Origin of the sequence: Brachymonas denitrificans, from assembly GCF_907163135.1 — a bacterium.
GTDB lineage: Bacteria > Pseudomonadota > Gammaproteobacteria > Burkholderiales > Burkholderiaceae_C > Brachymonas > Brachymonas denitrificans_A.
The window spans coordinates 2,627,029-2,651,342 of record NZ_CAJQUA010000001.1 but is presented as its reverse complement, the minus strand read 5'-3'; the positions used below and the strand labels follow the sequence as shown (position 1 = coordinate 2,651,342).

General features: G+C 65.7%; 24 protein-coding genes and 1 pseudogene. 16 read left to right on the top strand and 9 right to left on the bottom strand.

Translation table 11 applies throughout. The annotated features are described in order from the left end of the window. Positions 1-108 precede the first annotated feature (108 nt). The 7 genes from KKQ75_RS12430 to KKQ75_RS12400 all read left to right on the top strand — a co-directional run bounded on the left by KKQ75_RS12430 (position 109) and on the right by KKQ75_RS12400 (position 7,533). The gene (locus tag KKQ75_RS12430; protein WP_213362527.1) at positions 109-732 is read left to right on the top strand and encodes an acyltransferase; all 624 of its coding nucleotides are present in this window, start codon (positions 109-111) and stop codon (positions 730-732) included. A gap of 175 nt (positions 733-907) precedes the next feature. Then, positions 908-2,044, top strand: coding sequence for a glycosyltransferase (locus KKQ75_RS12425; RefSeq protein ID WP_213362526.1), 1,137 nt, complete (start codon positions 908-910; stop codon positions 2,042-2,044). After that, a complete protein-coding gene (locus KKQ75_RS12420; protein WP_213362525.1) occupies positions 2,041-3,288 on the top strand; it encodes a glycosyltransferase family 4 protein in 1,248 nt (415 codons plus the stop codon). The genes KKQ75_RS12425 and KKQ75_RS12420 overlap by 4 nt, the downstream gene beginning before the upstream one ends. 97 nt (positions 3,289-3,385) lie before the next feature. After that, positions 3,386-4,543 carry a DegT/DnrJ/EryC1/StrS family aminotransferase gene (locus tag KKQ75_RS12415; RefSeq protein ID WP_213362524.1) on the top strand — a complete coding sequence of 386 codons (1,158 nt, stop codon included), beginning with the start codon at positions 3,386-3,388 and terminating at the stop codon, positions 4,541-4,543. Between the two features lie 29 nt (positions 4,544-4,572). Beyond that, entirely contained in the window at positions 4,573-5,175 is a 603-nt protein-coding gene (locus KKQ75_RS12410) for a sugar transferase (protein ID WP_284069731.1), read from the top strand. Between the two features lie 12 nt (positions 5,176-5,187). Beyond that, positions 5,188-7,203, top strand: a complete 2,016-nt coding sequence (locus tag KKQ75_RS12405) for a polysaccharide biosynthesis protein (protein ID WP_250131091.1) — start codon at positions 5,188-5,190, stop codon at positions 7,201-7,203. Between the two features lie 75 nt (positions 7,204-7,278). Then, positions 7,279-7,533, top strand: a complete 255-nt coding sequence (locus KKQ75_RS12400) for an acyl-CoA-binding protein (protein WP_213362523.1) — start codon at positions 7,279-7,281, stop codon at positions 7,531-7,533. Between the two features lie 67 nt (positions 7,534-7,600). Here KKQ75_RS12400 and KKQ75_RS12395 read toward each other — a convergent pair whose 3' ends face one another. Continuing rightward, positions 7,601-8,152 (bottom strand): low molecular weight protein-tyrosine-phosphatase, encoded by a 552-nt coding sequence (locus KKQ75_RS12395; protein ID WP_371686334.1) that lies wholly within the window; start codon positions 8,150-8,152, stop codon positions 7,601-7,603. Between the two features lie 189 nt (positions 8,153-8,341). On the opposite strand from KKQ75_RS12395, the gene KKQ75_RS12390 reads away from it, so the two are divergent. Next, entirely contained in the window at positions 8,342-9,562 is a 1,221-nt protein-coding gene (locus KKQ75_RS12390; RefSeq protein ID WP_213362522.1) for a M20 aminoacylase family protein, read from the top strand. A gap of 4 nt (positions 9,563-9,566) precedes the next feature. On the opposite strand, the gene KKQ75_RS12385 is transcribed toward KKQ75_RS12390, so the two are convergent. Beyond that, entirely contained in the window at positions 9,567-10,406 is an 840-nt protein-coding gene (locus tag KKQ75_RS12385) for an aldo/keto reductase (protein WP_213362521.1), read from the bottom strand. A 297-nt stretch (positions 10,407-10,703) separates the two neighbouring features. After that, a pseudogene (locus KKQ75_RS12380) lies at positions 10,704-11,468 on the bottom strand (type III pantothenate kinase); the annotation flags it as partial. A gap of 129 nt (positions 11,469-11,597) precedes the next feature. Here KKQ75_RS12380 and lysM point away from each other — a divergent pair. The 7 genes from lysM (at position 11,598) to KKQ75_RS12345 (ending at position 17,585) form a co-directional block, all read left to right on the top strand. Next, positions 11,598-12,089, top strand: a complete 492-nt coding sequence (gene lysM, locus KKQ75_RS12375; RefSeq protein ID WP_213362518.1) for a peptidoglycan-binding protein LysM — start codon at positions 11,598-11,600, stop codon at positions 12,087-12,089. A gap of 280 nt (positions 12,090-12,369) precedes the next feature. Then, positions 12,370-13,875 (top strand): AMP nucleosidase, encoded by a 1,506-nt coding sequence (locus tag KKQ75_RS12370; protein ID WP_213362517.1) that lies wholly within the window; start codon positions 12,370-12,372, stop codon positions 13,873-13,875. Next, entirely contained in the window at positions 13,872-14,810 is a 939-nt protein-coding gene (locus KKQ75_RS12365; protein ID WP_213362515.1) for an ATP-binding cassette domain-containing protein, read from the top strand. Before KKQ75_RS12370 ends, KKQ75_RS12365 begins: the two co-directional genes overlap by 4 nt. A 3-nt stretch (positions 14,811-14,813) precedes the next feature. Beyond that, positions 14,814-15,650 carry an ABC transporter permease gene (locus tag KKQ75_RS12360; RefSeq protein WP_213362513.1) on the top strand — a complete coding sequence of 279 codons (837 nt, stop codon included), beginning with the start codon at positions 14,814-14,816 and terminating at the stop codon, positions 15,648-15,650. Positions 15,651-15,798: 148 nt separating this feature from the next. Then, complete coding sequence (locus tag KKQ75_RS12355) at positions 15,799-16,011, top strand: hypothetical protein (RefSeq protein WP_213362512.1); 213 nt, start codon at positions 15,799-15,801, stop codon at positions 16,009-16,011. 14 nt (positions 16,012-16,025) lie between these two features. Continuing rightward, the gene (locus KKQ75_RS12350; protein WP_213362511.1) at positions 16,026-16,571 is read left to right on the top strand and encodes a hemerythrin domain-containing protein; all 546 of its coding nucleotides are present in this window, start codon (positions 16,026-16,028) and stop codon (positions 16,569-16,571) included. 150 nt (positions 16,572-16,721) lie between these two features. Beyond that, on the top strand, positions 16,722-17,585 hold the full coding sequence (locus tag KKQ75_RS12345; protein ID WP_213362510.1) for a 3-hydroxybutyryl-CoA dehydrogenase: 864 nt from the start codon (positions 16,722-16,724) through the stop codon (positions 17,583-17,585). 206 nt (positions 17,586-17,791) lie between these two features. Here KKQ75_RS12345 and KKQ75_RS12340 read toward each other — a convergent pair whose 3' ends face one another. From KKQ75_RS12340 to htpG, 4 genes are all read right to left on the bottom strand, one after another. Continuing rightward, on the bottom strand, positions 17,792-18,235 hold the full coding sequence (locus tag KKQ75_RS12340) for a hypothetical protein (RefSeq protein ID WP_213362509.1): 444 nt from the start codon (positions 18,233-18,235) through the stop codon (positions 17,792-17,794). Positions 18,236-18,443: 208 nt separating this feature from the next. Next, positions 18,444-19,589 carry a bifunctional diaminohydroxyphosphoribosylaminopyrimidine deaminase/5-amino-6-(5-phosphoribosylamino)uracil reductase RibD gene (gene ribD / locus KKQ75_RS12335; protein ID WP_250131090.1) on the bottom strand — a complete coding sequence of 382 codons (1,146 nt, stop codon included), beginning with the start codon at positions 19,587-19,589 and terminating at the stop codon, positions 18,444-18,446. Continuing rightward, positions 19,564-20,178, bottom strand: a complete 615-nt coding sequence (locus KKQ75_RS12330) for an O-methyltransferase (RefSeq protein WP_213362508.1) — start codon at positions 20,176-20,178, stop codon at positions 19,564-19,566. Before KKQ75_RS12330 ends, ribD begins: the two co-directional genes overlap by 26 nt. A 164-nt stretch (positions 20,179-20,342) precedes the next feature. Next, positions 20,343-22,403 carry a molecular chaperone HtpG gene (gene htpG, locus KKQ75_RS12325; protein WP_213362507.1) on the bottom strand — a complete coding sequence of 687 codons (2,061 nt, stop codon included), beginning with the start codon at positions 22,401-22,403 and terminating at the stop codon, positions 20,343-20,345. 230 nt (positions 22,404-22,633) lie between these two features. On the opposite strand from htpG, the gene KKQ75_RS12320 reads away from it, so the two are divergent. Continuing rightward, on the top strand, positions 22,634-23,455 hold the full coding sequence (locus KKQ75_RS12320) for a M48 family metallopeptidase (RefSeq protein ID WP_250131089.1): 822 nt from the start codon (positions 22,634-22,636) through the stop codon (positions 23,453-23,455). A 10-nt stretch (positions 23,456-23,465) separates the two neighbouring features. On the opposite strand, the gene KKQ75_RS12315 is transcribed toward KKQ75_RS12320, so the two are convergent. Next, complete coding sequence (locus tag KKQ75_RS12315) at positions 23,466-23,867, bottom strand: type II toxin-antitoxin system MqsA family antitoxin (protein ID WP_213362505.1); 402 nt, start codon at positions 23,865-23,867, stop codon at positions 23,466-23,468. A 2-nt stretch (positions 23,868-23,869) separates the two neighbouring features. Then, a complete protein-coding gene (locus KKQ75_RS12310; RefSeq protein ID WP_213362504.1) occupies positions 23,870-24,166 on the bottom strand; it encodes a type II toxin-antitoxin system MqsR family toxin in 297 nt (98 codons plus the stop codon). Positions 24,167-24,314 lie beyond the last annotated feature (148 nt).

Genomic DNA, 24,314 nt, shown 5'->3' with positions numbered 1-24,314 from the left:
GGCACGCCTTGACATGCTGCAGAGCAGCGCCGCCGAATCACTGAAAACGACGTGCATCGAGATGCTTCAGTCCAGATGAGCGCTCCAGATCACCGACAATAGCCCCTTATGTCCAGCCCCAGCCCTTCGCTCCGCCTGCGCGCTGCCTTCAACCGGCTGCGCCGCCGTGCGTGGCATGCGCTGTTTTTCCGCATGCTGTTCGGTGAAATGCAGCAGAGCCGTGCGCTGCCGCTGACGCGCATTTCGCCCAGCACCTGCATCGAGCACGAAGACCGGCTGGAACTGGACGATGACGTGTTCATCGGCCATTTCAATTTCATTGAGGCCAGCAACGGCGTGCGCATCGGGCGCGGCACGCAGGTGACAAATTTCATTAGCATCGTCAGCCACAGCACGCATCGCAGCGTGCGGGTGGCGGCGCGGCTGTCCGGCGCACCAGAAGCGGCAGCCGATGGCAGCCAGCCGAGTGATATCCGGGCACCGATTGCGATTGGGGCGCATTGCTTTATCGGTCCGCACAGCGTGATCGAGGCAGGGACGACGCTGGGCAAGGGCTGCCTGGTGGCGGCTGGCAGTCGCGTACGCGGCACGTTCGGGGACTTTGCGGTGCTGGCGGGCAACCCCGCTCAGGTGGTAGGCGACACGCGCTCGCAGGATGCGCGCTGGCTGGCATCACATCCCGAATACCGGGCGGCTTACGAGAGCTGGGCCGGCGCCCTGCCTCGCGACTAAGGCCTCGCATGCCCTACCCCATACGCGCCGTGGCCACTGTTTGGATCTTCCAGGCCTATTGGCCCAATGCCTGCCAGACGCAAACCCCGCAAGCCCCGCAAGCCCCGCAAGCCCCGCAAGCCCCGCAAGCCCCGCAAGCCATGCTATCCGCTCTGCGCGGTACACTCGCCTCGCCATGACTGAAGGCTCTCTCTCTTCCCTGCCAGCTCCTCCCACTGAACAAGCGCCCCTGCGCTACGCGCTGGTGGGCGACGGCAACAGCCCGCACCTGCTCAAGTGGGCACGTGCACTGGCGCCTCTGGTGGAGCTGTGGGTCTGCTCCAGCCGCGGCTTCGCGCCCGAACTGGAAGCCCTGGTGCCCGCCGGACGCCGCCTGGCCCTGAACACCGATCCGGCGCACGGCGGCGGCAATATCGCGCTGCTGCGCAAGCTGCCCGTCGTGGCGCGCTGGCTGAGCCGCATCGACGCCGACTGGATCAACCCGCACTACCTCACCTCGCACGGCACGCTGGTGCTGCTGGCGCATCGCCTCTGGCATCTGCGCGGGCGCGTGCTGGCCTCGGCTTGGGGCAGCGACATTCTGGTGACGCCGCAGCGCAGCAAGCTGTATCGCCGGCTGACGCAGGCCATTCTGCGCCATGCCACGCTGTGCACCAGCGATTCGCAGCACATGACGGCGGTGATGCAGCAGTTGGGCGCGCGCGAGGTGTTGACTTTTCCGTTCGGGCTGGATGCATTGCCGCCCGCGCCGGGCAGTCTCAAACAGCCTTGGCTGTTTTATGCCAACCGCGGCCTGGAGCCGATCTACCGGCCCTTCCGCGTGCTGGAGCTGTTCCGCAGCATCGCCGCCTGGCAGCCCGAGGCACAACTGATGGTCGCCAATGACGGCAGCGAGCGCGCCGGCATGGAGCGCTGGGTGCAGCAGGAAGGGCTGCAGCAGCGCATCCGCTTCGTCGGCCGACTGAGCGCTGCCGAGCAGGCGCTGCAATACGATCAGGCGCAGTGGTACATCAGCCAGCCGCAGAGCGACTCGGTGGCCGTGTCGGTATTGGAGGCCATGGCGCACGGCTGCGTTCCGCTTCTGAGTGATCTGCCGGCCAACCACGAGCTGGTGCGCGATGGCGACAATGGCTGGATCGTGCCCGAACGCGTCGGCAGTGCCGAGCTGGGCACCCGTAGCGCGGCCATGCTGCCCCTTCTGCTGGAGCGGGCCGACGTCATCGCCGAAAACAACCGCCAGTGGGTGCACGACCACGGCCTGTTTCCCCCTGCAGTGGAGCGTCTGGTGCTGACACTGCAACGCTTGTCATGAACATTCTCTATCTCAACCACTACGCCGGCAGCCCGCTGCACGGCATGGAATACCGCCCCTACTACCTGGCCCGCGAATGGGTGCAAGCGGGGCATCAGGTGCGCATGGTGGCGGCGGATTACAGCCATGTGCGGGCGAAGCAGCCTGTGCGGCCGGGTGCTGCCGGCCCTTGGTCCGAGATCATCGATGGCATCGATTACCACTGGTACCCCTCCCCGCCCTACGCAGGCAACGGCTTGGGCCGCGTCAAGAACATCTGGGCATTTCTGCGCCAGGTCTGGACGGACGCGCCACAGATCGCGCGTACCTTCCAGCCCGACGTGGTCATCGCCAGCAGCACCTACCCGATGGACATCTGGGTGGCCGAACGCATCGCCCGCCTCACGCGCAAGACGGGCAAGCCCTGCAAGCTGGTATTCGAGGTGCACGATCTGTGGCCGCTGTCGCCGATCGAGCTGGGCGGCATGTCGCCGCGCCATCCCTTCATCATGCTGTGCCAGGCTGCCGAAAACCATGCCTACAAACATGCCGATGTAGTGGTCAGCATGCTGCCCAAGGTGGCCGATCACATGCAGAGCCACGGCCTGGACCTGCGCAAGCTGCACATCGTGCCCAATGGCATCACGCTCGATGAATGGCAGGGCGATGCGCCCGCGCTGCGCGAGGATATCGTTGCGCACATAGTGGCGCAGAAAGCGGCTGGCCGCACGGTAGTCGGCTACGCCGGCTCGCATGGCACCCCGAACGCACTCGATGTGATGCTGCAGGCGGCCGAACTGCTGCGCAATGAACCGTTCAGCTTCGTGCTGGTAGGCGACGGCCACGAAAAGGCCGCGCTGCAACGGCAGGCCACTGCCCTGGGGCTGGACCAGGTTGCGTTCTTCGATCCGATTCCGAAGGCGCAGATCCCATCCTTTCTGGCCCAAGTGGACATCGCCTACATCGGCTGGCAGCGCGTGCCGATCTACCGCTTCGGTATCGCGCCGAACAAGCTGATGGATTACATGATGGCGCGCTGCGTGGTGCTGCACTCGGTGGAAGCCGGCAACGATCCGGTGGCTGAAGCGGGCTGCGGTATTACCGTACCACCGGCCGATCCGCCGGCCATTGCCGCCGGACTGCGCGAACTGGCCCGGCTGGATGCCGCGACCCGCGAGCGCATGGGCGAAGCGGGACGGCAGTTCGTGCTGGCCAATCACACCTATCCGGTGCTGGCGCAGCGCTTTATCGAGAGTTGCTCCTGATATCGTTCCACATGCTGTTGCGCCCTGCCCACCTCCTGACGCTTGAGCGTCCTGCCACGGTTGCGTGACTGCTCCACCTGCGACAATACCCCCTGTCATGAATACTCCCGCCTTCATCCCCTTCGCCCGCCCCGACATCGGCGAGGAAGAAATCGCCGCCGTTGCCCATGCCATGCGTTCCGGCTGGGTCACCACCGGCCCGGAAACGCGCGCCTTCGAACAGGAGTTTGGTGACTACCTGGGCGGCGGCGTGCAGAGCATTGCCGTCAACTCCGCCACGGCCGGCCTGCATCTGGCGCTGGAAGCCATGGGCATCGGCCCCGGCGACGAGGTGATCGCGCCCACGCTGACCTTCACCGCCACTACCGAGGTGATCCGCTATCTGGGGGCCGATCCGGTGCTGGTCGATTGCGATCCGGTCACGCTCAACATCGACCCGTGCAAGATCGAGGCCGCCATCACGCCGCGCACCAGGGCCATCATGCCGGTGCACTATGGCGGTCTGGCCTGTGACATGGACCGGATTTTTGCAATCGCGCAAAAATACCAGCTGCGTGTGCTGGAAGATGCCGCCCACGCCCTGCCCACCACCTGGAAGGGCACGCTGGTGGGCCAACTGCCCAGCGATGCTGCCGTGTTCAGCTTCTACGCCAACAAGACCATGACCACCGGCGAAGGCGGCATGGTGATCACCAAGGACGAGGCGCTGGCCGCGCGCATGAAGGTGATGCGCCTGCACGGCATCAACCGCGATGCCTTCGACCGCTTCACCAGCAAGACACCGGCCTGGTATTACGAGATCGTGGCGCCCGGCTTCAAGTACAACATGACCGACATGGCTGGCGCGCTGGGCCGCGTGCAGCTCAAGCGCCTGCCCTCCTTCCTGCAGCGCCGCCAGCAACTGGCGCAGCGCTATCTGGATGCGCTGAAGGAACTGCCGCTGATCCTGCCCGCCGACGCCCCGGCCGGCGATGTGCACTCCTGGCACCTGTTCGTGCTGCGCCTGGCCGAGAACGCCAGACTCACGCGCGACGAAGTGATCCAGCAGCTCAGCGATGCCGGCATCGGCACCAGCGTGCACTATGTGCCGCTGCACCGCCAGCCCTACTGGCGCGACCGCTACCAGCTCACGCCTGAAATGTTCCCGGAAGCGGACAAGGCCTACCAGAGCATGTTCAGCATCCCGCTGTTCACGGCCATGAGCGATGGCGAGCAGGAGCGCATCATCGCGGCGCTGCATGCCATTCTGGGCTGAGCGATCCTCTGCCCGTCGGCACTGACCCCATGCGCTCCCTTCTGCTCAAGCGCCTGTTCGACATCGCCGCCTCCGCGATCGGCCTGCTGCTGCTCGCGCCGGTGCTGCTGGGCATTGCCGTCTGGATCAAGCGCGATTCGCCCGGCCCAGTGTTCTTCCGCCAGGAGCGCATCGGCCGCCACGGCCAGCCCTTTCGCATCTACAAGTTCCGCAGCATGCGCCAGAACAATGCCGGCCTGCAGATCACCGTGGGCGAGGATGCGCGTATTACCCGCAGCGGTCGTTTCATCCGCGCCTACAAGCTCGACGAGCTGCCGCAGCTCATCAACGTGCTGCTGGGCGACATGAGCATCGTGGGCCCGCGCCCCGAAGTGCCGCGCTACGTGGCGCTCTACCCGGCCGAGGTGCGCGCCGAAGTGCTAAGCGTGCGACCCGGCATCACCGACCTGGCCTCCGTACAATACCGCAGCGAAAGCACGCTGCTGGCGCAAAGCAGCAACCCCGAGCAGACCTATGTCGACACCATCCTGCCGGCCAAGCTGGCGCTGTGCCGCCAGTACGTGCGCGAACGCAGCTTCTGGCTGGACCTGCGCATCATCGGCATGACGCTGGGCATCCTGCTCAAGCCCTGAATTCCTCTTCCCATGCAATCCCGCATCTTCAACCGCCACACCCTGCCGCGCCAGTTTCTGGCCATGGGGGTGGACGTGCTCTGCGCCTGGCTGGCGCTGTTTCTGGCCATCAGCCTGCGCGAGGACCGCTGGATCCTGCCGCACCTCGACCAGACCGTCACCTACCTGCTGGCGCCGCTGCTGGCGATCCCGATCATGGTCAAGTTCGGGCTGTACCGCGCCATCTTCCGCTACACCGGCTTCTCGGCCATGGTCACCACCATGCAGGCGATTGCGGTGTATGGCGTGATCTTCTGCTGCTATGTGGTGTTCGTGGGCAACCCCACGCATGTGCCGCGCAGCGTAGGGGCCCTGCAGCCCATCCTGTTCCTGCTGCTGATCGGCGGCAACCGTGCCTTCATCCGCGGCCTGTTCATGTACACCGGCAGCCAGGACATGCGCCAGCGCGGCCGGCTGCTGATCTACGGCGCCGGAGAAACCGGCATCCAGACGGCGGCAGCCATCCACAGCACGCGCAACTACACGCTGATCGGCTTCGTCGACAACGACCCGGTCAAGATCGGCCGCAGCATCAATGGTGTGGAAGTGTGGGCGCCGCAGGATCTGCCGCAGGTAGTGCGCGACAGCGACGTGAGTGACGTACTGCTGGCCATTCCACGCCTGACGCGGCCGGAACGCAATGCCATCATCCAGAGCCTGCAGGGGCTGGCCGTGCACGTGCGCAGCGTGCCCAGCATGGTCGAACTGGCCAGCGGCCAGGCGGCGGTGCAGCAGTTTCAGGAACTGGACGTGGAAGACTTGCTGGGCCGCGACCCGGTGCCGCCGCGGGCCGAACTGATTGCACGCGACATCCAGCAGCGCGTGGTGCTGGTGACCGGCGCAGGCGGCAGCATCGGCAGCGAGCTGTGCCGCCAGATCGTGCAACAGGGCCCGACTACGCTGTTGCTGGTGGAGCACAGCGAGTTTGCCCTCTACCGCATCTACCACGAACTGCATGCGCTGGTGGCGACCCTGCCCGGCAACCCGGCGCTGGTACCGCTGCTGGGCGATGTGCGCGACCTGCACCGCATGCGCCAGATCATCACCACCTGGCGCCCGGCCACCGTGTACCACGCGGCGGCCTACAAGCATGTGCCCATGGTGGAGCACAACCCGGTGCAGGGCCTGGCCAACAATGTGTTCGGCACCCTCACGGTGGCGCGAGCGGCACTAGAGGCCGGCGTGCCCCAGTTCGTGCTGATCTCGACCGACAAGGCAGTGCGCCCGACCAATGTGATGGGCGCCAGCAAGCGCCTGGCCGAGCTGTGCCTGCAGGCGCTGGCGGACAGCCGGACAGTAGATTTCGCGGCACTCGATCAGGCGGGCGTCTGGGCCGGTGCCTCCGCTGGCGCCGTCAATGGCCAGCCTGGAACGAATGGCGCACCGACGCCCGCCCCGAACACCACCTGCTTCACCATGGTGCGCTTCGGCAACGTGCTGGGCTCCTCTGGGTCGGTCGTGCCCCTGTTCCGCCAGCAGATCGCCAACGGCGGCCCGATCACGCTGACGCATGCAGACGTCACGCGCTACTTCATGACCATTCCCGAAGCCGCGCAACTGGTGCTGCAGGCCGGTGCCATGGGCCTGGGCGGCGATGTGTTCGTGCTGGACATGGGCGAGCCGGTGCAGATCGCGCAGCTGGCGCGGCAGATGGTGGCCCTCTCCGGCCTGACCGTGCGCGACGCGCAGAACCCGGCCGGCGACATCGCCATCCAGGTCACCGGCCTGCGCCCCGGCGAGAAGCTCTACGAGGAACTGCTGATCGGCGACAACCCGCAGCCGACCGAGCATCCGCGCATCATGAAGGCGCACGAACAGCACCTGCCCTGGCCGCAGCTGCAGCAGCGGCTGGTCGAGTTGCAGGGCCTGATGCAGGCCAACGACGTGGACGGCATCACGCGCGTGCTGTTGCAGCTGGTCAGCGGCTTCCGCGCCGGCCCCGTCGTCGATCACATCCTGTTGCAACAAAAAAGCACGATCGTTCAATAATCGCTACAATGGGCGCACGCCCCTTCTGCCCAGGCGGGAGGGATGGCTGTTGAACAATTCCCCAGGAGACAAAGCATGACCGACCTGAACGCCACTTTCGAAGCCGCCGTGGCCAACTCCACCAAGCTGAGCGAAAAGCCCGACAACCAGACCCTGCTGAAAATCTACAGCCTGTACAAGCAGGCCACCGAAGGCGACAACAGCGCCGCCAAGCCGGGTTTTGCCGACATCGTGGCACGCGCCAAGTGGGATGCCTGGAACGCCCTCAAGGGCACCAGCACCGACGCCGCCAAGCAGCAGTACATCGACCTGATCAACAGCCTGTCCTGATGCGCTGATGCTGCAGAGGCCTGGCGAGCGACAAGCCGCCAGAGTCCCTGCACGCTGACGCAGCCTGTCAGCCTTCCATGCCGCCTGCGGGCGGCATTTTGCTGTCCGCGCCCTGCTGCAACCGGGCCAGCACGCCCGCGCAGGCGTCCTCCACCAGATCAAGCACATGCTCGAAGCCGTCGGCACCGCCGAAGTAGGGATCGGGCACTTCCAGTACCTGGGGCTGGCTGCCGAATACCGCCAGCCGCCTCACCTTGTCGCGATGTTGCCGCGGGCAGCGCGCCAGCACGTCGCGCTCGTTGGCCTCGTCCATCACCAGGATCAGGTCGAATTCCTCGAAATCCGCATCCGCCAGCTGGCGTGCCCGCTGGCCGGAAATGTCGTAGCCGCGCTTGAGCGCATGCTCCTGCGAACGATGATCGGGCGCGTGGCCGATGTGATAGTCGCCGGTGCCGGCCGAATCCACCTGGATCTGCCCGCGCAGGCCCGCCTCGGCCACCTGCTGCTCCATCACGCCCTGCGCCGTGGGGCTGCGGCAGATATTGCCCAGGCACACCATCAGGATGCGGAATGGCCGCGCACCGTCCGTCGCCGGTTTCTCTGCGCCACTCGGCGGCATGGCACGCGTTTCGGCGTCCGCCTGCGTGGGTATGGATTCAGGATCAAGGGGAATTGGCTGCGACATGGGCTCTCCGGACAAAGGGTTGGCGCCCATTCTGGCATGGAGGCCATACCGGCACGACGCAGTGCAACACGCAAGATCGGATCCCGTCCTGACAAGCGCGTGCCAAGGCGCTAAACTTTGTGCATGACTGTTGCCATTGCTTCCCGTCAGTTGCAGGTGTTGCCCGAAGTGGCCGCCGAACTGGACCACCTGATCGCGCTGCGGCGCGATATCCATGCGCATCCCGAGCTGTGCTACGAGGAGGTGCGCACCTCCGACCTGGTGGCACGCAAGCTGCAGGAATGGGGCATCGAAGTGGTACGCGGGTTGGGCGGCACCGGGCTGGTCGGCATCCTGCGCAGCGGCAACTCGCCGCGCGCCATCGGCTTGCGCGCCGACATGGACGCTCTGCCCATGCAGGAGGACAACACCTTCGCGCATGCCAGCCAGCATCCCGGCAAGATGCACGCCTGCGGCCACGACGGCCACACTGCCACGCTGCTGGGCGCCGCGCAGTATCTGGCGAAACACCGCATCTTCAACGGCACCGTGTACTTCATCTTCCAGCCCGCCGAGGAAGGCGGAGCGGGCGCGCGCGCCATGATCGGGGATGGCCTGTTCACGCGCTTTCCGATGGACGCGGTGTTCGGCTTTCACAACTGGCCGGGCCTGCCGGCGGGCGACGTGGCAGCATCTCCCGGGCCGGTGATGGCCTCAAGCAACGAATTTCACATCACCCTGCGCGGCAAGGGCGGCCATGCGGCGCTGCCGCACACGGCCAACGATCCGGTGCCGGTCGCCTGCCAGCTGGTGCAGGCCTTCCAGACCATTGTCTCGCGCAGCATCTCGCCCATCGACTCGGCCGTGATCTCGGTGACCATGCTGGAGGCCGGGGATGCCACCAACGTGATTCCGGAATCCTGCACGCTGCAGGGCACGGTGCGCACCTTCACGCTGGAAGTGCTGGACCACGTCGAGCAGCGCATGCGCGTGCTGTCGGAGAATCTGGCGCGCGGCTTCGGCATGGAATGCGAATTCGACTTCAAACGCAACTACCCGCCCACCATCAACAGCCGCGACGAGGCGCATTTCATCCATGAAGTAGCCAGCAGCGTGCTGGGCGCGCACCATGTGCACAAGCAGACGCCGACCATGGCGGCGGAGGATTTCTCCTTCATGCTGCAGCACAAGCCGGGTTGCTACTTCTTCATCGGCAATGGCGATGGCTCGCACCGCATGGCGGACCATGGCGGCGGCCCATGCACCCTGCACAACGGCAGCTATGATTTCAACGACGCGCTGCTGCCCGCCGGCGCCACGTTGTGGGTGAAAGTGGTGGAGCGCTGGCTGGCGCCCGTGCTGTAAGCCTTCAGTGCCCGAACACATCCGAATCCAGCATCGCCGGATCCACGCGATCCAGCGCGCTGATGGCCGCCATCTCCTCGTCTGACAGGGTAAAGCCGAAACTGTCCAGGTTCTGCTGCAGGCGCAGCGGATCGGCGGACTTGGGAATCGGCACATAGCCCTGCTGCGTATGCCAGCGCAGCACCACCTGTGCGGCGGTGCGGCCATGGCGCTCTGCCGCCGCAAGAATGGCCGGCTCCTGCAACAGGGCTCCGGCACGGCCCAGCGGGCTCCAGGATTCGGTGACAATGCCGCGCTCACGGTGCACCTGCACCACGTCGCTGCGTCCGTGATAGGGGTCCAGATGGATCTGGTTCACATGCGGCACCAGCCCCAGATCGAAGAGACGCTGCAGGTGTGCGTGCTTGAAGTTGGACGTGCCGATGGCGCGCACCTTGCCCGCCTCCAGCAAACGCACCATGCCCTGGAAGGCCTCCACGTAGCGATCCTGGTCGGGATTGGGCCAGTGCACCAGCAGCAGATCCACATAGTCCAGCCCCAGCCGCTGCAGACTGGCGTCGCAGGCCTGCTGCACGCCCTCCACGCTGTGCCACTGCTTGTTGAACTTGGTGGTGACGAACACCTGCTCGCGCGGTACGCCCGAGGCACGCAGGCCTTCACCCACGCCACGCTCGTTGCGGTAGTTTTCCGCGGTATCGATCAGACGGTAGCCCATGTCAAGTGCGCGGGCGACCACGCGGGCCGCCTGGGCATCGTCCATCGGCCAGGTACCCAGGCCAAGCCGGGGCATGGCCACGCCATTGCCCAGGGTCACGGTCGGTGCCAGGGAAGAAGGGGTGCTCATCATGGTGTCTCCATCGAAAATACAGGCTGCAGCCGGGCCACGATTTCGTGCAGACGCAGCAAATGCGCACCGCCCAACTCGCCGAGGCGCAGTTGCTCCAGCGTGTGCATGGATTCAGGCTTGCGGCGTGCGGATGGCGCCGTCCTGCATCTGGCAGGGCAAGCCGGCCGAGGACTCTGGCATGGCAGCCGATTGCGGCGGCGATGCTTCGGTGCCGCCGCCCTGCTGCTGTGCCCCCGCCTCGGCCTGGGCCGCCAGCCGGGCCGCCTGGTCGGCACGCTGGCGCGCATGCGCATCGGCCGCCATGGCCAGCAGGCCGTCGAAAATCAGGCTTTCCACCAGCTCGAACGGCGTTTCCATGTAGGGTGCCATTTTCCAGCCGGCGCCGCCGGTCATGATGCACATGGGCTGCATGCCGCAGTGGGCGCGCACATGGCGCACCATGCGCTGCACCGCCCCGGCAATGGCGAAGGTGCCGCCGCTGGTGAGTGCATCGCTGGTGTTGGTGGGAAACTCGGTGACATTGCCCGTGGGCACGTGCAGGCCGGCCGTGCCCGATTCGAGTGCGCGCAGCATGATGCCGTGGCCCGGCAGGATGATGCCGCCGAGGAACCTGCCTTCGGTGTCGATGGCCTCGACCGTCACGGCCGTGCCCACCATCACCACCACCAGCGGGCGCGGTGCCTGGCCCTCGCAGGCGCGCAGCATGCGGTGACGGGCACCGATGATGGCCACCCAGCGGTCCGCCCCCAGGCGGTTGGGCAATTCGTAACCATTGACGACTCCGGCCTGCTCGGAGCGCGACACCACCCAGCGTGGCTCCAGATCGGGCCAGATCTCCATCTGTTCCTCGACGCGGCGCTTGAGCGCATCGCCGGCCACCACGCAGCCCAGCATGCGCGAGGGCGCTGAAGGAAAGGCCTTCCACGGCCCTTCGGCCAGCTTCTCGATGTTCTCGAGAAACTCGGCACCATGGGCCAGCAAGCGGGCATTCGGAGCGGGCTGGGCATAGAGCGCCCATTTCAGACGCGTGTTGCCGATATCTACTGCAAGGAATGTCATGGGCGCATTATGGGCGCGCATGTGGAATTGTTGACGCTTACTTACCATAATTGCATGGGGCTGTTGCGTACCTGTCATGTTTTGCGGATACGCTGCAACTCTCATCACTCACAACCAAGGAGAGAAAACATGGGACTGTTCAGCTTTATCAAGGAAGCCGGCGAAAAACTGTTCGGCCACAAGAAGGTGGAAGAAGCCGCAGCGGCCAATGACACCGCTTCCCTGGCCCAGCTCAACGCCGAAGCCGGCGCTGCCATCAAGAGCTACATTGAGGCACAGAACCTTGGCCTCTCCAACCTGAACGTGATGTTCGACGGCGCCAGCGGCAAGGTCACCTTGACCGGCGACGCTCCCAACAAGGAAGCCGCCGAAAAAGCCACCCTGGCTGCCGGCAACGTGGCTGCCGTGAAGGACGTGGACAACAACATGAACGTGGCCGACGGCGGCGGCTCCGATGCCCAGTACCACGACGTGGTGAGCGGCGACACCCTGTCCGCCATTGCCAAGAAATACTATGGCGATGCCAACAAGTACATGGTGATCTTCGAGGCCAACAAGCCCATGCTGTCCCACCCGGACAAGATCTACCCCGGCCAGAAACTGCGCATCCCCGCGCTGTAATCCGGCCCGGGAACGGCAGGCTGCGCCCCTTTCGCGGGCCGCCTGCATCCCGCACAAGAACGCGCCGCAGTTCGCCTGCCGGCGCGTTTTTTCTTGCCGGCCCCTGATGGGGCACAACAGGCAAGCCGTGTTTCCGGGCAGGCGCCCGTCAGGTTGCGCAACCGAGGGGCGTGCTCGCGCGCCATGCGCCGACACGGCATCGTCGCCCGCGCTGCGTACAATGGTTCGCACCTTGCGCCGTGCACGCTGCACGGCGTGCCCCGCGACAGCCAGGACGTTCATGAAAGCTCCCAGCCCACTGACTCCGCCCTACGTGGCGCCCCAGCCGTTTACCGATGCCGATGCCGCGCTGCAGCAGGTACAGGCGATCTACCGGCAATCCATCGAGCATCTGCGCGAGCAGTTCCGCCGCTTCATCGCCGAAGGCAGCCTGCCGCAGCCGGTGCGTGCCTACTATCCGCTGGTGCGCATCCACACGCACGAGGCCACGCAGCATCCGCGCGGCGAGCAGCGCCACACCTTCGGCTTCGTGGCCCACGCCGGCGTGTTCGAGACCACGCTGACCGATCCCTTCCTGTTCGCCGACTACTACCGCACCCAGTTCGAACTGCTGCTGCGCAACCATCCGTCCGCCCCGCTCGAGGTCGCCACCAGCCACCAGCCGATCGCGCTGCATTTCGCGCTCGATCCGCATGAGGTGGTGGAGGGCACGCTCGGTGTGGAACAGCGCCAGCGCATGCACGCCACCTTCGACTGGCCCGGCCTGGCCAGCATGGACGACGGCATTGCCAACGGCACTTCGCAGCACGTACGCGGCGGCGCCCTGCCGCTGGCCCTGTTCACCGCCCCGCGCGTGGACTATTCGCTGCAGCGCCTGCGCCACTACAGCGGCACCGAGGCCCGCCACTTCCAGAACTTCGTGCTGTTCACCAACTACCAGTTCTACATCGACGAGTTCATCCGTCTGGGCCAGGCCGCCATGCAGGACCCGGACAGCGGCTACACCGCCTTTGTCGAGCCCGGCAACGTGGTGATGCACCATGTGTCGCACGGCAGCCCGGACGGCTTCGTGCAGGGCGCGCACCCGCAGCGCCTGCCGCAGATGCCAGCCTACCACCTGGTGCGCCCCGGCCATGCCGGCATCACCATGGTCAACATCGGCGTCGGCCCGGCCAACGCCAAGACCATGACCGACCACGTGGCCGTGCTGCGTCCGCACGCCTGGCTGATGCTGGGCCACTGCGCCGGCCTGCGCAACAGCCAGCTGCTGGGCGACTACGTGCTGGCGCACGGCTATGTGCGCGAGGACCATGTGCTGGACGAGGACCTGCCGCTGTGGGTGCCGGTACCGGCGCTGGCCGAGATCCAGCAGGCGCTGCAGCAGGCCGTGGCCGACGTCACGCAGCTGCAGGGCGACGATCTGAAGGCGGTGCTGCGCACCGGCACTGTGGCCACCACCGACAACCGCAACTGGGAGCTGGACGCGCAGAACATTCCGGCGCAGCGCTTCACCCAGAGCCGGGCCATCGCCATCGACATGGAAAGCGCTACCGTCGCCGCCAATGGCTTCCGTTTCCGCGTGCCCTACGGCACCCTGCTGTGCGTGAGCGACAAGCCCATGCACGGCGAGATCAAGCTGCCGGGCATGGCCAACCACTTCTACCGCGAGCGGGTGGACCAGCATCTGCGCATCGGCATCCGCGCACTGGAACTGCTGCGCACCGGCGCCACCGGACAACTGCACAGCCGCAAGCTGCGCAGCTTCCAGGAAGTGGCTTTCCAATGAGCACGCTACCCGCCCCGCCGCTGTTTGCCGTCGAGCACCTGCACAAGCGCTTCGGCGAATTCACGGCCGTAGACGACGTCTCCTTCCGCATCGCGCCCGGCGAATGCCTGGGCGTCATCGGCCCCAATGGTGCGGGCAAGACCACCACCTTGCGCATGTGCCTGGGCCTGACCGCGCCCGATGACGGCGTGATCCGCGCCTTCGACGGCCTGAGCATGCCGCGCGATGCACTGGCCATCAAGCAGCATCTGGGCGTGGTGACGCAATTCGATTCGCTCGACCCGGATTTCACCTGTGCGGAGAACCTGCTGGTGTTCGGGCGCTATTTCGGCCTGCCCGATGAGCAGATCCGCGAACGCATTCCGCAACTGCTGGAGTTTGCCGCGCTCACGCACAAGGCCGATGCCAAGCCGGGCGAGCTCTCGGGCGGCATGAAGCGGCGCCTGAGCCTGGCACGCGCGCTGATCAACGCGCCCAAATTGCTGTTGCTCGACGAGCCCACCACCGGGCTGGACCCGCAGGCGCGCCATCTGATGTGGGAACGCCTGCAATGGCTGCTGCAGCAGGGCACCGCCATCCTGCTGACCACGCACTTCATGGATGAGGCCGAGCGCCTGTGCCACCGCCTGGTGGTGCTGGATCATGGCCGCATCATGGCCGAAGGTGCGCCGCGCGCGCTGATCGAGGAGCATCTGGAGCCGGATGTGGTGGAGGTATATGGCACCGATGCTCGCGCACTGGCCACGTCCGATCTGGCCCGCCTGGCCGATCGCACCGAGGTGAGCGGCGAAACGGTGTTCTTCTACACGCGCCAGGCCGGCCCGCTGCTGGCCGCGCTGCAGCGCGAGGCGCATGTGCGCACGCTGCACCGCCCCGCCAATCTGGAGGACCTGTTCCTCAAGCTCACCGGCCGCCAGATCCGCGAAGGAGCCTGACCCATGCCCGCCATCCAGCCCCCTGCCACCACCGCGCTGAGCGAGCAGCTCTCGCACTGGGCGCCACCGCAGCTGAGCAAGCGCTGGTGGCCGGTCTTTCTGCGCAACTTCCTGGTCTGGCGCAAGCTCGCCGTACCCAGCCTGATCGGCAACATCGCCGAACCGCTGATGTGGCTGCTGGCCTTCGGCTACGGCCTGGGGGCACTGATCGGCAATGTGACAGTCGATGGCCATACGATGCCTTACCTGCTGTTCATTGCCAGCGGCAGCATCTGCATGAGCACCATGAACGCCGCCAGCTTCGAGGCGCTGTATTCGGCCTTCTCGCGCATGCATGTTCAGAAAACCTGGGACGGCATCCTGAACGCGCCGGTGCAGCTCGACGACATTGTGCTGGCCGAGATGCTGTGGGCCAGCTTCAAGGCGATTTTTTCGGCAACCGCCATCCTGATGGTGATGCTGGCGCTGGGCATCAGCCACGCCACTACGCTGATCGCCGTGCTGCCCGTGCTGCTGCTGGCGGGCATCTGCTTTGCCAGCATGGCGCTGATTTTCAATGCACTGGCCAGCGGCTACGACTTCTTCACCTATTACTTCACGCTGTTCCTGACGCCGACCATGTTCCTGTCGGGCGTGTTCTTTCCGCAATCGCAGCTGCCGCCGCTGGTGCGGCACGTGGCCGAATGGCTGCCGCTGTCGCAGGCGGTGCTGCTGGTGCGACCGCTGTTCCTGGGCGAATGGCCGCAGCAGGCGTGGCTGCATCTGGGGGTTCTGGCAGGGACGGCGGCGCTGTCCTTCTGGGTGGCGCTGGCGCTGACGCGGCGCCGCTTTGCCCGCTGATCCCCGGCAGTGCCTCTCGCCGCCGCACTCCATCCCCCATCCCCCATCCCCCATCCCTCCATCCGCCTCATCCGCCTCATCCGCCTCATCCGCCTCATCCGCCTCATCCGCAATCCCCACCTTCCTCCGCTGCTCCCTTGTCACAGCCATGGCGCAGGCAGCCAGCAACCGGTTCTTTTTCGCTGAAACCGCGTTTGCCGGACAGTTTTGCTGCAAAGCAGCAAAAAGTTCCACCGAGTTGCGCCAGCGCAAGGTCGCTGTCAGGAAATTGCCATCACAATGGACAGCAAGGGCCGGCCTGGCCCGACGCTTTGCGCAGCTGCTGCGGATGGTCCGTGCAGGTGATGCGCAAGCGCCATGACGTAGGAAGTGACCATGACTGACAGCAAAGCCACCGCAGGCAAGGGCAATGCCGCCTTCGCATTCCTGGACCAGACCCACCGAGAGATCGAGGCCAAGCTGCTGCGCCTGAAGGCATTGGCCGATGCCATGCGCGACGATGGCCTGACCGCCGAAGTGCGCGCCGAAACCGCCGAAGTACGCGCCTGGCTCGACACCAACGCCCGCCAGCACCATCTGGACGAAGAGCGCCACATTTTCCCGCCGCTGCTGGCCTCGCACGAAGCGGAACTGGCCCATACCGCGCGCCAGCTGGTGCAGGACCACGGCTGGATCGAGCAGAACTGGCTCGAGATCGAACCCTCGCTGTCGGCCGCCGAATCCGGCAACAGCTGGTTCGACATGGACATGCTGTACCAGCAGATCCAGCTGTTCCTGGAGCTTTACAACGACCACATGGTGCTGGAGGAAAGCATTGCCTATCCGGCCGCCAGCCCCCTCATCAGCGGCCTGGACGGACAGCAGATGCGTGCGGAAATGGAGCAGCGCCGCCAGAAGCGCGAAGCCGCTGCCGCCGAATAAGCTGCAGTGCAGCATTTCTGCCACCCGCTCCCGTGCAATAGGCACGGGGGCGCGTCCCAAATGACGCATACGTCAAGCTCTCTGCACGAATCTGTCACCCCGCGGCGTTAAGATAGCGGGGTTAATTTTGTCCACTCACGGAGCATTCGCATGAGCAACAGCATTCAAACCGTCGGCATCGTTGGCGCCGGCACCATGGGCAACGGTATCGCCCAGGCATGTGCCACCAAGGGCATCAACGTGGTGATGGTCGACATCGCCGAGGCCGCCGTACAGAAGGGCCTGGCCACCATCGCCGGCAGCCTGGACCGTCTGATCAAGAAAGAGAAGATCAGCGAAGCCGACAAGGCAGCCGCTCTGGCCCTGGTCAAGGGCAGCACCAGCTATGACGACCTGAAGGGCTGCCAGCTGGTGATCGAAGCCGCTACCGAGAACCCCGACATCAAGAACAAGATCCTCAAGCAGCTGGACGAGCTGCTGCCGGCCGAGACCATCATCGCCAGCAACACCTCCTCCATCTCCATCACCGAGCTGGCCGCACAGACCAAGCGCGCCGACAAGTTCATCGGCATGCACTTCTTCAACCCGGTGCCGATGATGGCCCTGGTCGAACTGATCCGCGGCCTGCAGACCAGCGACGCCACGCACGACACCGTCAAGGCCCTGGCCGAGCACCTGGGCAAATCGCCCATCACCGTGAAGAACGCTCCGGGCTTCGTCGTCAACCGCATCCTGGTGCCCATGATCAACGAAGCCTTCTTCGTGCTGGCCGAAGGCCTGGCCACGCCGGAAGACATCGACGCCGGCATGAAGCTGGGCTGCAACCACCCGATCGGCCCGCTGGCCCTGGCCGACATGATCGGTCTGGACGTGTGCCTGGCCGTGATGGAGGTGTATCTGGAGCAGTTCGGCGACAGCAAGTACCGCCCCTGCTACCTGCTGAAGGAACTGGTTGCTGCCGGCCACCTGGGCCGCAAGACCGGCCGCGGCGTGTACGACTACAGCGCCAAGTAAGCCATCACCGGGGGATCAACCCCCTGGATGCGCAGAGCAAAGCCCGCGGGCCGCAGTCAGTGCGGCTGCGCGGGCTTTTTGCTGCCCGTGGAGCGAAGCACGCTCGCCCCGAGGGGCATCACGCGCGGGGTGCGCCAACGCCCGGCACGATGACGCTGCACTCCCCGTCAACATGCGCTGCGAAGGCCCGCTGCCTGGTCGCCGGCTCAGGGAGAAACGCGCTGCACACCCCAGGGCCAGTCGCGGAAGGCGGAACCGGCGGGTGCCTGGTTGACGGTCTGGCTGGTGACAGCCTTGCCGCTCACCGGGGCCCAGTCGGCCGGGGCAGCGCCATCCGTGCGTGCGGGGAGCCGGGCCGGCGGCGGACTGTCGACCGCAGGCTGGTTCAGCACCGTGCTGCCGCCCATGCCGATGCCAATGCCGACACCACCGCCGCCGCTGCCGGCGCCAATGCCGATATTGCCCACCACCGGCCCGCCGGGATTGCCGATGGGTGTGCTGATGGACACGCCGCCACCCACGCGCCCGCCACTGCCGATGCCCAGCCCCACCGAGAGGCCGGGGTGGAAGCTGCCATTGGCGCAGCCGGCCAGCAGCGTGGCGCCCGCCAGTGCGGTGGTGAGGAGGATGCGGTGTGCGGTCGTTTTCATACGGTGTCCTTTAGCGGCGCCGGCATGCAGTCGGCTCGGCGCCCTGATGCTGAAAATACTAGCGCCTGCCCGGCCGTTTGGGTAGCGGTGTTGCACCTGCGTGGCCATACCCGTGAGATAGTGCCGGAACCGGACAAGTTCCCGGCCACGGCGGCAATTTCGCACGGCCTGGCCGGCGGCATCGGTGCCGTGAGGCAAGAGCGGCGGCTCAGGCCGTCTTGCGCTTGCGCAGCTGCAGGCGCAGATCGTCGCCCACCGCTTCCATGCGGTGCAGGCCCCAGCGCGAGGCGTCCGACAGACGCTGCAGCTGCGGCAGTTCGGCCAGTGGCCGCCCCGGACCGAGCAGCATGGGCGCCACATAGGCCAGCAACTCATCCACCAGGCCGGCCTCGAGCAGGGCGCCGTTGAGGATGGCGCCCGCTTCCACATGCACTTCGTTGACCTCGCGCCGGCCCAGTTCGCGCATCAGTTCGCGCAGGTCGCTGCGGCCGTCCATGCCGGCATCCAGCGTGATGATTTCGGCGCCCGCGGCCTCGAGGGCGGCACGGCGCTCGTCGCGGCCGGGGGTGTTGCGGTCGACGGTGACGATCCAGACCTTGCGATCCGGCACGCCGAACAGGCGCGCCGTGGGCGGCGTGCGCAGGCGGCTGTCCACGATCACCAGGTGCGGCTGGCGCGTGGCACCGGGCAGGCGCACATTGAGCAGGGGATCATCGGCCACCACCGTGCCGCTGCCGGTCAGCACGGCGCAGGCACGGGCGCGCCAGTGCTGCACGTCGTCGCGGGCGGTGTCCCCGGTGATCCACTGGCTCTCGCCATTGGCCAGTGCACTCATGCCGTCGAGCGAGGACGCGGTCTTGAGGCGCACCCAGGGCACACCCTGCTCCATGCGCTGCATGAAGCCGATGTTGATTTCGCGCGCCTCGGCCTCCACCTCGGCGGGCGCCATTTCCACGGCAATGCCGGCTGCCTGCAGGCGGGCAATGCCCTGCCCGGCCACCAGCGGGTTGGGATCGCGCAGGGCGATGCACACCTTGCTGACACGGGCGGCGATCAGGGCATCACAGCACGGCGGCGTACGGCCGTGGTGGGCACAGGGTTCAAGCGTGACGTAGACGGTGCTGCCGATCACGTCCTCACCTCGGCTGGCGGCATCGCGCAAGGCCATGATTTCGGCATGCGGGCCACCACGTTGCTGGGTAAAGCCCTCCCCCAGGGTGCGGCCATCCGCGTCCACGACGACGCATCCGACGCGGGGGTTCGGATTGCTCAGGGTCAGCGAATGGGCGGCCAGGGCAAGGGCCTGCTGGAAGTTCGACATGCCGGCATTATGGGCCAGATTGCGTAACTTCATGTTGCAGTGCCGCATCGCCCCTTTTTTGTGCCACCCAGGTCAGGCCGTTTTCCAGGCCGGGCAGGCGCTGCCAGCGCGCGGAATCGCTGAGTTCGGCCTTGGCGCGGCGGGCGCCTTGCGGGCCGTTGAGCTCCAGGTTGGCGCAGACCAGCAAGCCGCCGGGGGCGAGCAGCGTATGGAAATGCTGCACCAGCACGAAGGCGGGCATGTTGCCGTCGAAGAACACCAGATCGAGGCTGCCTGGGGCCAGCTCCAGCGCCGGCAGCGTGACCGAGAACGAACCTTCGTGCAGTTGCACGCGTTGCTGCAGGCCCAGTTGCGCAATGTGCTCGCGCGCCAGGCCGGCATGTTGCGCATCGCCTTCCAGTGTCTGCACGATGGCTTCCGGGCTGGCCAGTGCCATCAGGCAGGCGCTGTAGCCCAGCCCCGTGCCCAGCTCCAGCACGCGGCGCGGCTGATGGGCGGCCACCAGTTGCCACAGCCCGGCGCCGTCCTCGAAAGTGTGGGCGTTGCAGCCATGCGCACGCTGGTGGGCGCGCGTGGCCTGCTGCACGGCCAGCAGGGAAGGTGGCAGAAGATCGGCAGACATGAGCAACAGGGAGCAATGGGCGGGCAGCAGCCAGACGACAATCAGAGGCAGATTCCGGGCCGGCGGTGACGGCGGTGACGGCGGTGACGGCGTCGCAGAGCGCCATTATCCGCAGAAAAAAGGGATGGCCCCGCCATCCCTCTCAGTGCATGTGCCGCAGCGCGTTACGCCAGCAGCGCATTCACCCGGCGCACATAGGCCGCCGGATCGGCCGGCATGCCGCCTTCGGCCAGCAGCGCCTGGTCGAACAGCACCTGCGCCAGGTCGGCAAAGCGCGTGACATCGTCCTGCACCTCGGCCAGCTTGCGGATCAGCGCGTGATCGACATTGACCTCCAGCACCGGCTTGATGTCCGGCACCGGCTGGCCGGCCTGCTTGAGCATGCGCGCCAGTTGCACGCTCATGCCGTGTTCCTGCGACACCAGGCAGGCCGGGGAATCGACCAGGCGCGTGGTGGCCCGCACGTCCTGCGCTTCATCCTTGAGCACCTCCTTGATCTTTTCCAGCAACGGCTTGGCGGTTTCCTGCGCAGCCTCGGCAGCCTTCTTCTCCTCCTCGTCCTGCAGCTTGCCAAGGTCGACCGCGCCCTTGGCCACGCTTTGCAGCGGCGTGCCGTCAAACTCGTGCAGGAAGCTCAGTGCCCACTCGTCCACGCGATCCGCCATCAGCAGCACTTCGATGCCCTTCTTGCGGAACAGCTCCAGCTGCGGGCTGTTCTTCGCGGCAGACAGGCTGTCGGCGGTGATGTAGTAGATCGCCTCCTGGCCTTCCTTCATGCGCGCCTTGTAGTCGGCAAAGCTGACGCTGACCGTGTCGGTCGTGGTGCTGGCAAAGCGCAGCAGCTTGGCGATGCGCTCGCGGTTACCGGTGTCTTCACCCAGGCCTTCCTTGAGCACGGCGCCGAATTCGGCGTAGAAGGTGGCGTACTTGCTGGCGCCGGTCTTCTGCTCGGCAAAGGCGGCGGCAGTTTCGGCGGCGGGTGCGGCTTCGCTCTTGTCCACCACGTCGGTCACGCCTTCCTCGGTCTCGACCGGTTCCGGGGCCGGCACGGATTCGCCCGAGCCGACGTCGGTCTTGCCTTCGGCACTTTCCGGCGGCGTGGCCTGCTGCTTGGCCATATCTTCCAGCATGGACAGCACGCGGCGCGTGTTGCCTTCGCGGATGGTCTTGATGTCGCGACTTTCCTGCAGCAGTTCGCGGCTGACGTTCAGCGGCAGGTCGGAGGCATCGACCACACCCTTGACGAAGCGCAGGTACTGCGGCAGCAGGGATTCGGCCTCGTCCATGATGAAGACGCGGCGCACGTAGAGCTTGAGGCCGTGCTTGTGGTCGCGCTGGTACAGGTCGAACGGGGCGCGCGCCGGGATGTACAGCAGTTGCGTGTATTCGGTGTTGCCCTCGACCTTGTTGTGGCTCCAGGCCAGCGGGTCTTCGAAGTCGTGCGCCAGCGTCTGGTAGAAGTTGTTGTACTGCTCGGGCGTGATGTCCTTCTTGGGACGCGTCCACAGGGCGCTGGCCTCGTTGACCTGTTCCCATTCGCCGGTCTGCACCATGTCGCCGGGCTGGCCTTCCTCGCCCTCTTTCCACTCTTCCTTGGGCATCAGGATGGGCAGGCCGATGTGGTCGGAATACTGGCTGATGATGCTCTTGAGCTTGTAGCTGTTGAGGTAGTCCAGCTTGTCTTCGCGCAGGTGCAGCGTGATGCTGGTGCCGCGGCCGGGTTTGGTGATGGTTTCGGTGCTGAAATCGCCGGCACCGCCGCTGACCCAGCGCACGCCTTCTTCGGGCTTGAGGCCGGCACGGCGCGTTTCCACCGTGATTTTGTCTGCCACGATGAAGCCGGAGTAGAAACCGACGCCGAACTGGCCGATCAGCTGCGAATCGGCCTTCTGGTCGCCGGTGAGCTTGCTGACGAAATCCTTGGTGCCGCTCTTGGCGATGGTGCCCAGGTTGTCGATGGCCTCCTGCTCGCTCATGCCGATGCCGTTATCGGCAATGGTGATGGTCTTGGCGGCCTTGTCGATGGAGACGCGCACCTCGAGGTTGGGCTGGTCTTCGTACAGCGCGGGGTTGTTGAGCGCCTCGAATCGCAGCTTGTCGCAGGCGTCGGATGCGTTGCTGATCAGCTCGCGCGCGAAGATGTCGGGGTTGGAATAGAGCGAATGGGTGACCAGGTGCAGCAGTTGTGCGACCTCGGCCTGGAATGCATGGGTATGGGTACTCATGGTGGTTGCCTTGGGTTCGTTCTGTGGTTGGGCCCTCCGGACGAGGGCGAACCCGGCAGATGGGGACGGGGCGAAGTGTTTCAAGCCGGCGTGAACTAGTTCCGCCGATGGGGCATCAAACCGGCTTCAGGTTACAACCCCTTGCCTGCGTCGCGCGGTTTTCGCATACCATGCGCCGAAGGGAGGGGCTGTGGCCCCGGACAAGAAACCTGTTGTGAAAGGATGCCTCCATGACTTCTCTGCGCCCGATGTTCCGCCACGGCCTGCTGGCCGTGACCGCCACCGCCTTGCTGGCGGGCTGTGCCAGTACCACCACCGGCTCCGTGGCCGGCGGCCAGCGTTCGCAACTGATGGTGGTGTCCGAGGCTGAAGTCGTGCAGGCCTCGCAGCAGGCTTTCAACCAGCAGAACGCCAAGGCGCGGGCGCAGGGTGAGCTGGTGACCAGCGGCCCCGAATACAACCGCGTCAGCACGGTAATGCGCCGCCTGATTCCGCATGTGGCGCAGTTCCGTCCCGATGCAGCCCGCTGGCCGTGGGAACTGGTGCTGATCAATACCAATGAACTCAACGCCCACGTGATGCCGGGCGGCAAGGTGACGGTGTACACCGGCCTGCTGCGCCGCATGGGCATGACCGACGATGAACTGGCCGTGGTGATCGGCCACGAGATGGCACACGCCTTCCGCGAGCATTCGCGCGAGCAGATCTCGCAGCAGGCGGTGGGTGATCTGGCGATTTCGCTGGGCGGTGCGCTGATCGGCCTCGGATCGGGCGGCACGCAATTGGCCGGCATCGCCAAGCAGGTGGCGCTGGACATGCCCTACTCGCGCCAGATGGAGAACGAGGCCGACATCTACGGCCTGGAACTGGCCGCGCGCGCCGGCTACAACCCCGCTGCGGCGCTGACGCTGTGGGACAAGATGGCGGCAGCGGGCGCGGGACAGGGGCCGTCCTTCCTGTCGAGCCATCCGTCGGCATCGGACCGCACGGCGCGCATCCGGGCGGCGTTGCCGAAGCTGATGCCGATTTATGAGGCGGCACGCCGGCGCTGATGCTGCTGATTCAAGCTGCCCGGACCTCGGCGAGCAGGTCTGGGTGGCGATCGAGCAGTTTGAGCAGTTTGACCAAGGCCAGTGGCGGCTTGGTTTTGCCTGTTTCGTAACGGGAAAACGCATTCACTCCACCGCCAAAGATCTCGGCGGCCTCGCGCTGATCCAGCTCCAGCTTCTTGCGCACTGCCGCAATGAAATCGGGATCAACCAAAGCCGCATTGATCTCGCGCGAAAAAGCCTGCATGGCATGCATGACGCGATCGGACTCTGCTGCATCCAGGATCGATTCGCCGCAAGCCGGACAAAAGTCCCCCGTCACCGCAGCGATGATGGTTGTTTCACCCTTGTAGGTGTATGGCAGGCCGCGCGTATCCCGGATCAAATCCGCTCCGCCGCAAACAGGACATTTCATGGTCAGAGCTCCTTGAAGGAGACGATCAGGACGTCTTCCATCACTGTCAGTTTCAGATAGATGTCTCCGGCCGACGTGCGTGGGCGGTAGACATCCTGCCATATCGTATGATCGACATGGGTGGTCATGCTCTTGTAAAAATCGCCGGAATCCAGTTCCATCACGACCTGCAGCATGTCGGAAAAACGCAGGCCGAGTTCGTTGGCGCCGATTCGGGCTGCATGTGTCGTACGCACCTTTCCAGCCTGAACCAAGGCCTTCACCACAGCCAATCTGCGGTGCGGCGTCTGCTTTTCCATGATGAACTTTAACCTAGTTGGTTGATTTCGGCAAACCGCTTGGTGCCGGAGGACTGCAGAGCGTGCAAGAAGGCGGACCATTCGCAGGCAATACAACGACACGTTGAAGTCTCTTGTTGCGATGTACAGGGGCACTTCTTTCGAACCG

What these genes read in the sequence shown, in the direction of transcription:
- KKQ75_RS12385 (WP_213362521.1), bottom strand. Translation starts at nt 10,406, where the DNA reads ATGAGCACCCCTTCTTCCCTGGCACCGACCGTGACCCTGGGCAATGGC.
- KKQ75_RS12405 (WP_250131091.1), top strand. Translation starts at nt 5,188, where the DNA reads ATGCAATCCCGCATCTTCAACCGCCACACCCTGCCGCGCCAGTTTCTG.
- ribD (WP_250131090.1), bottom strand. Translation starts at nt 19,589, where the DNA reads ATGAAGTTACGCAATCTGGCCCATAATGCCGGCATGTCGAACTTCCAG.
- KKQ75_RS12390 (WP_213362522.1), top strand. Translation starts at nt 8,342, where the DNA reads ATGACTGTTGCCATTGCTTCCCGTCAGTTGCAGGTGTTGCCCGAAGTG.
- KKQ75_RS12345 (WP_213362510.1), top strand. Translation starts at nt 16,722, where the DNA reads ATGAGCAACAGCATTCAAACCGTCGGCATCGTTGGCGCCGGCACCATG.
- KKQ75_RS12355 (WP_213362512.1), top strand. Translation starts at nt 15,799, where the DNA reads ATGGCGCAGGCAGCCAGCAACCGGTTCTTTTTCGCTGAAACCGCGTTT.
- htpG (WP_213362507.1), bottom strand. Translation starts at nt 22,403, where the DNA reads ATGAGTACCCATACCCATGCATTCCAGGCCGAGGTCGCACAACTGCTG.
- KKQ75_RS12340 (WP_213362509.1), bottom strand. Translation starts at nt 18,235, where the DNA reads ATGAAAACGACCGCACACCGCATCCTCCTCACCACCGCACTGGCGGGC.
- KKQ75_RS12315 (WP_213362505.1), bottom strand. Translation starts at nt 23,867, where the DNA reads ATGAAATGTCCTGTTTGCGGCGGAGCGGATTTGATCCGGGATACGCGC.
- KKQ75_RS12350 (WP_213362511.1), top strand. Translation starts at nt 16,026, where the DNA reads ATGACTGACAGCAAAGCCACCGCAGGCAAGGGCAATGCCGCCTTCGCA.
- KKQ75_RS12400 (WP_213362523.1), top strand. Translation starts at nt 7,279, where the DNA reads ATGACCGACCTGAACGCCACTTTCGAAGCCGCCGTGGCCAACTCCACC.
- KKQ75_RS12310 (WP_213362504.1), bottom strand. Translation starts at nt 24,166, where the DNA reads ATGGAAAAGCAGACGCCGCACCGCAGATTGGCTGTGGTGAAGGCCTTG.
- KKQ75_RS12360 (WP_213362513.1), top strand. Translation starts at nt 14,814, where the DNA reads ATGCCCGCCATCCAGCCCCCTGCCACCACCGCGCTGAGCGAGCAGCTC.
- KKQ75_RS12415 (WP_213362524.1), top strand. Translation starts at nt 3,386, where the DNA reads ATGAATACTCCCGCCTTCATCCCCTTCGCCCGCCCCGACATCGGCGAG.
- KKQ75_RS12410 (WP_284069731.1), top strand. Translation starts at nt 4,573, where the DNA reads ATGCGCTCCCTTCTGCTCAAGCGCCTGTTCGACATCGCCGCCTCCGCG.
- KKQ75_RS12430 (WP_213362527.1), top strand. Translation starts at nt 109, where the DNA reads ATGTCCAGCCCCAGCCCTTCGCTCCGCCTGCGCGCTGCCTTCAACCGG.
- KKQ75_RS12425 (WP_213362526.1), top strand. Translation starts at nt 908, where the DNA reads ATGACTGAAGGCTCTCTCTCTTCCCTGCCAGCTCCTCCCACTGAACAA.
- KKQ75_RS12395 (WP_371686334.1), bottom strand. Translation starts at nt 8,152, where the DNA reads ATGCCGCCGAGTGGCGCAGAGAAACCGGCGACGGACGGTGCGCGGCCA.
- KKQ75_RS12365 (WP_213362515.1), top strand. Translation starts at nt 13,872, where the DNA reads ATGAGCACGCTACCCGCCCCGCCGCTGTTTGCCGTCGAGCACCTGCAC.
- KKQ75_RS12330 (WP_213362508.1), bottom strand. Translation starts at nt 20,178, where the DNA reads ATGTCTGCCGATCTTCTGCCACCTTCCCTGCTGGCCGTGCAGCAGGCC.
- KKQ75_RS12370 (WP_213362517.1), top strand. Translation starts at nt 12,370, where the DNA reads ATGAAAGCTCCCAGCCCACTGACTCCGCCCTACGTGGCGCCCCAGCCG.
- KKQ75_RS12420 (WP_213362525.1), top strand. Translation starts at nt 2,041, where the DNA reads ATGAACATTCTCTATCTCAACCACTACGCCGGCAGCCCGCTGCACGGC.
- KKQ75_RS12320 (WP_250131089.1), top strand. Translation starts at nt 22,634, where the DNA reads ATGACTTCTCTGCGCCCGATGTTCCGCCACGGCCTGCTGGCCGTGACC.
- lysM (WP_213362518.1), top strand. Translation starts at nt 11,598, where the DNA reads ATGGGACTGTTCAGCTTTATCAAGGAAGCCGGCGAAAAACTGTTCGGC.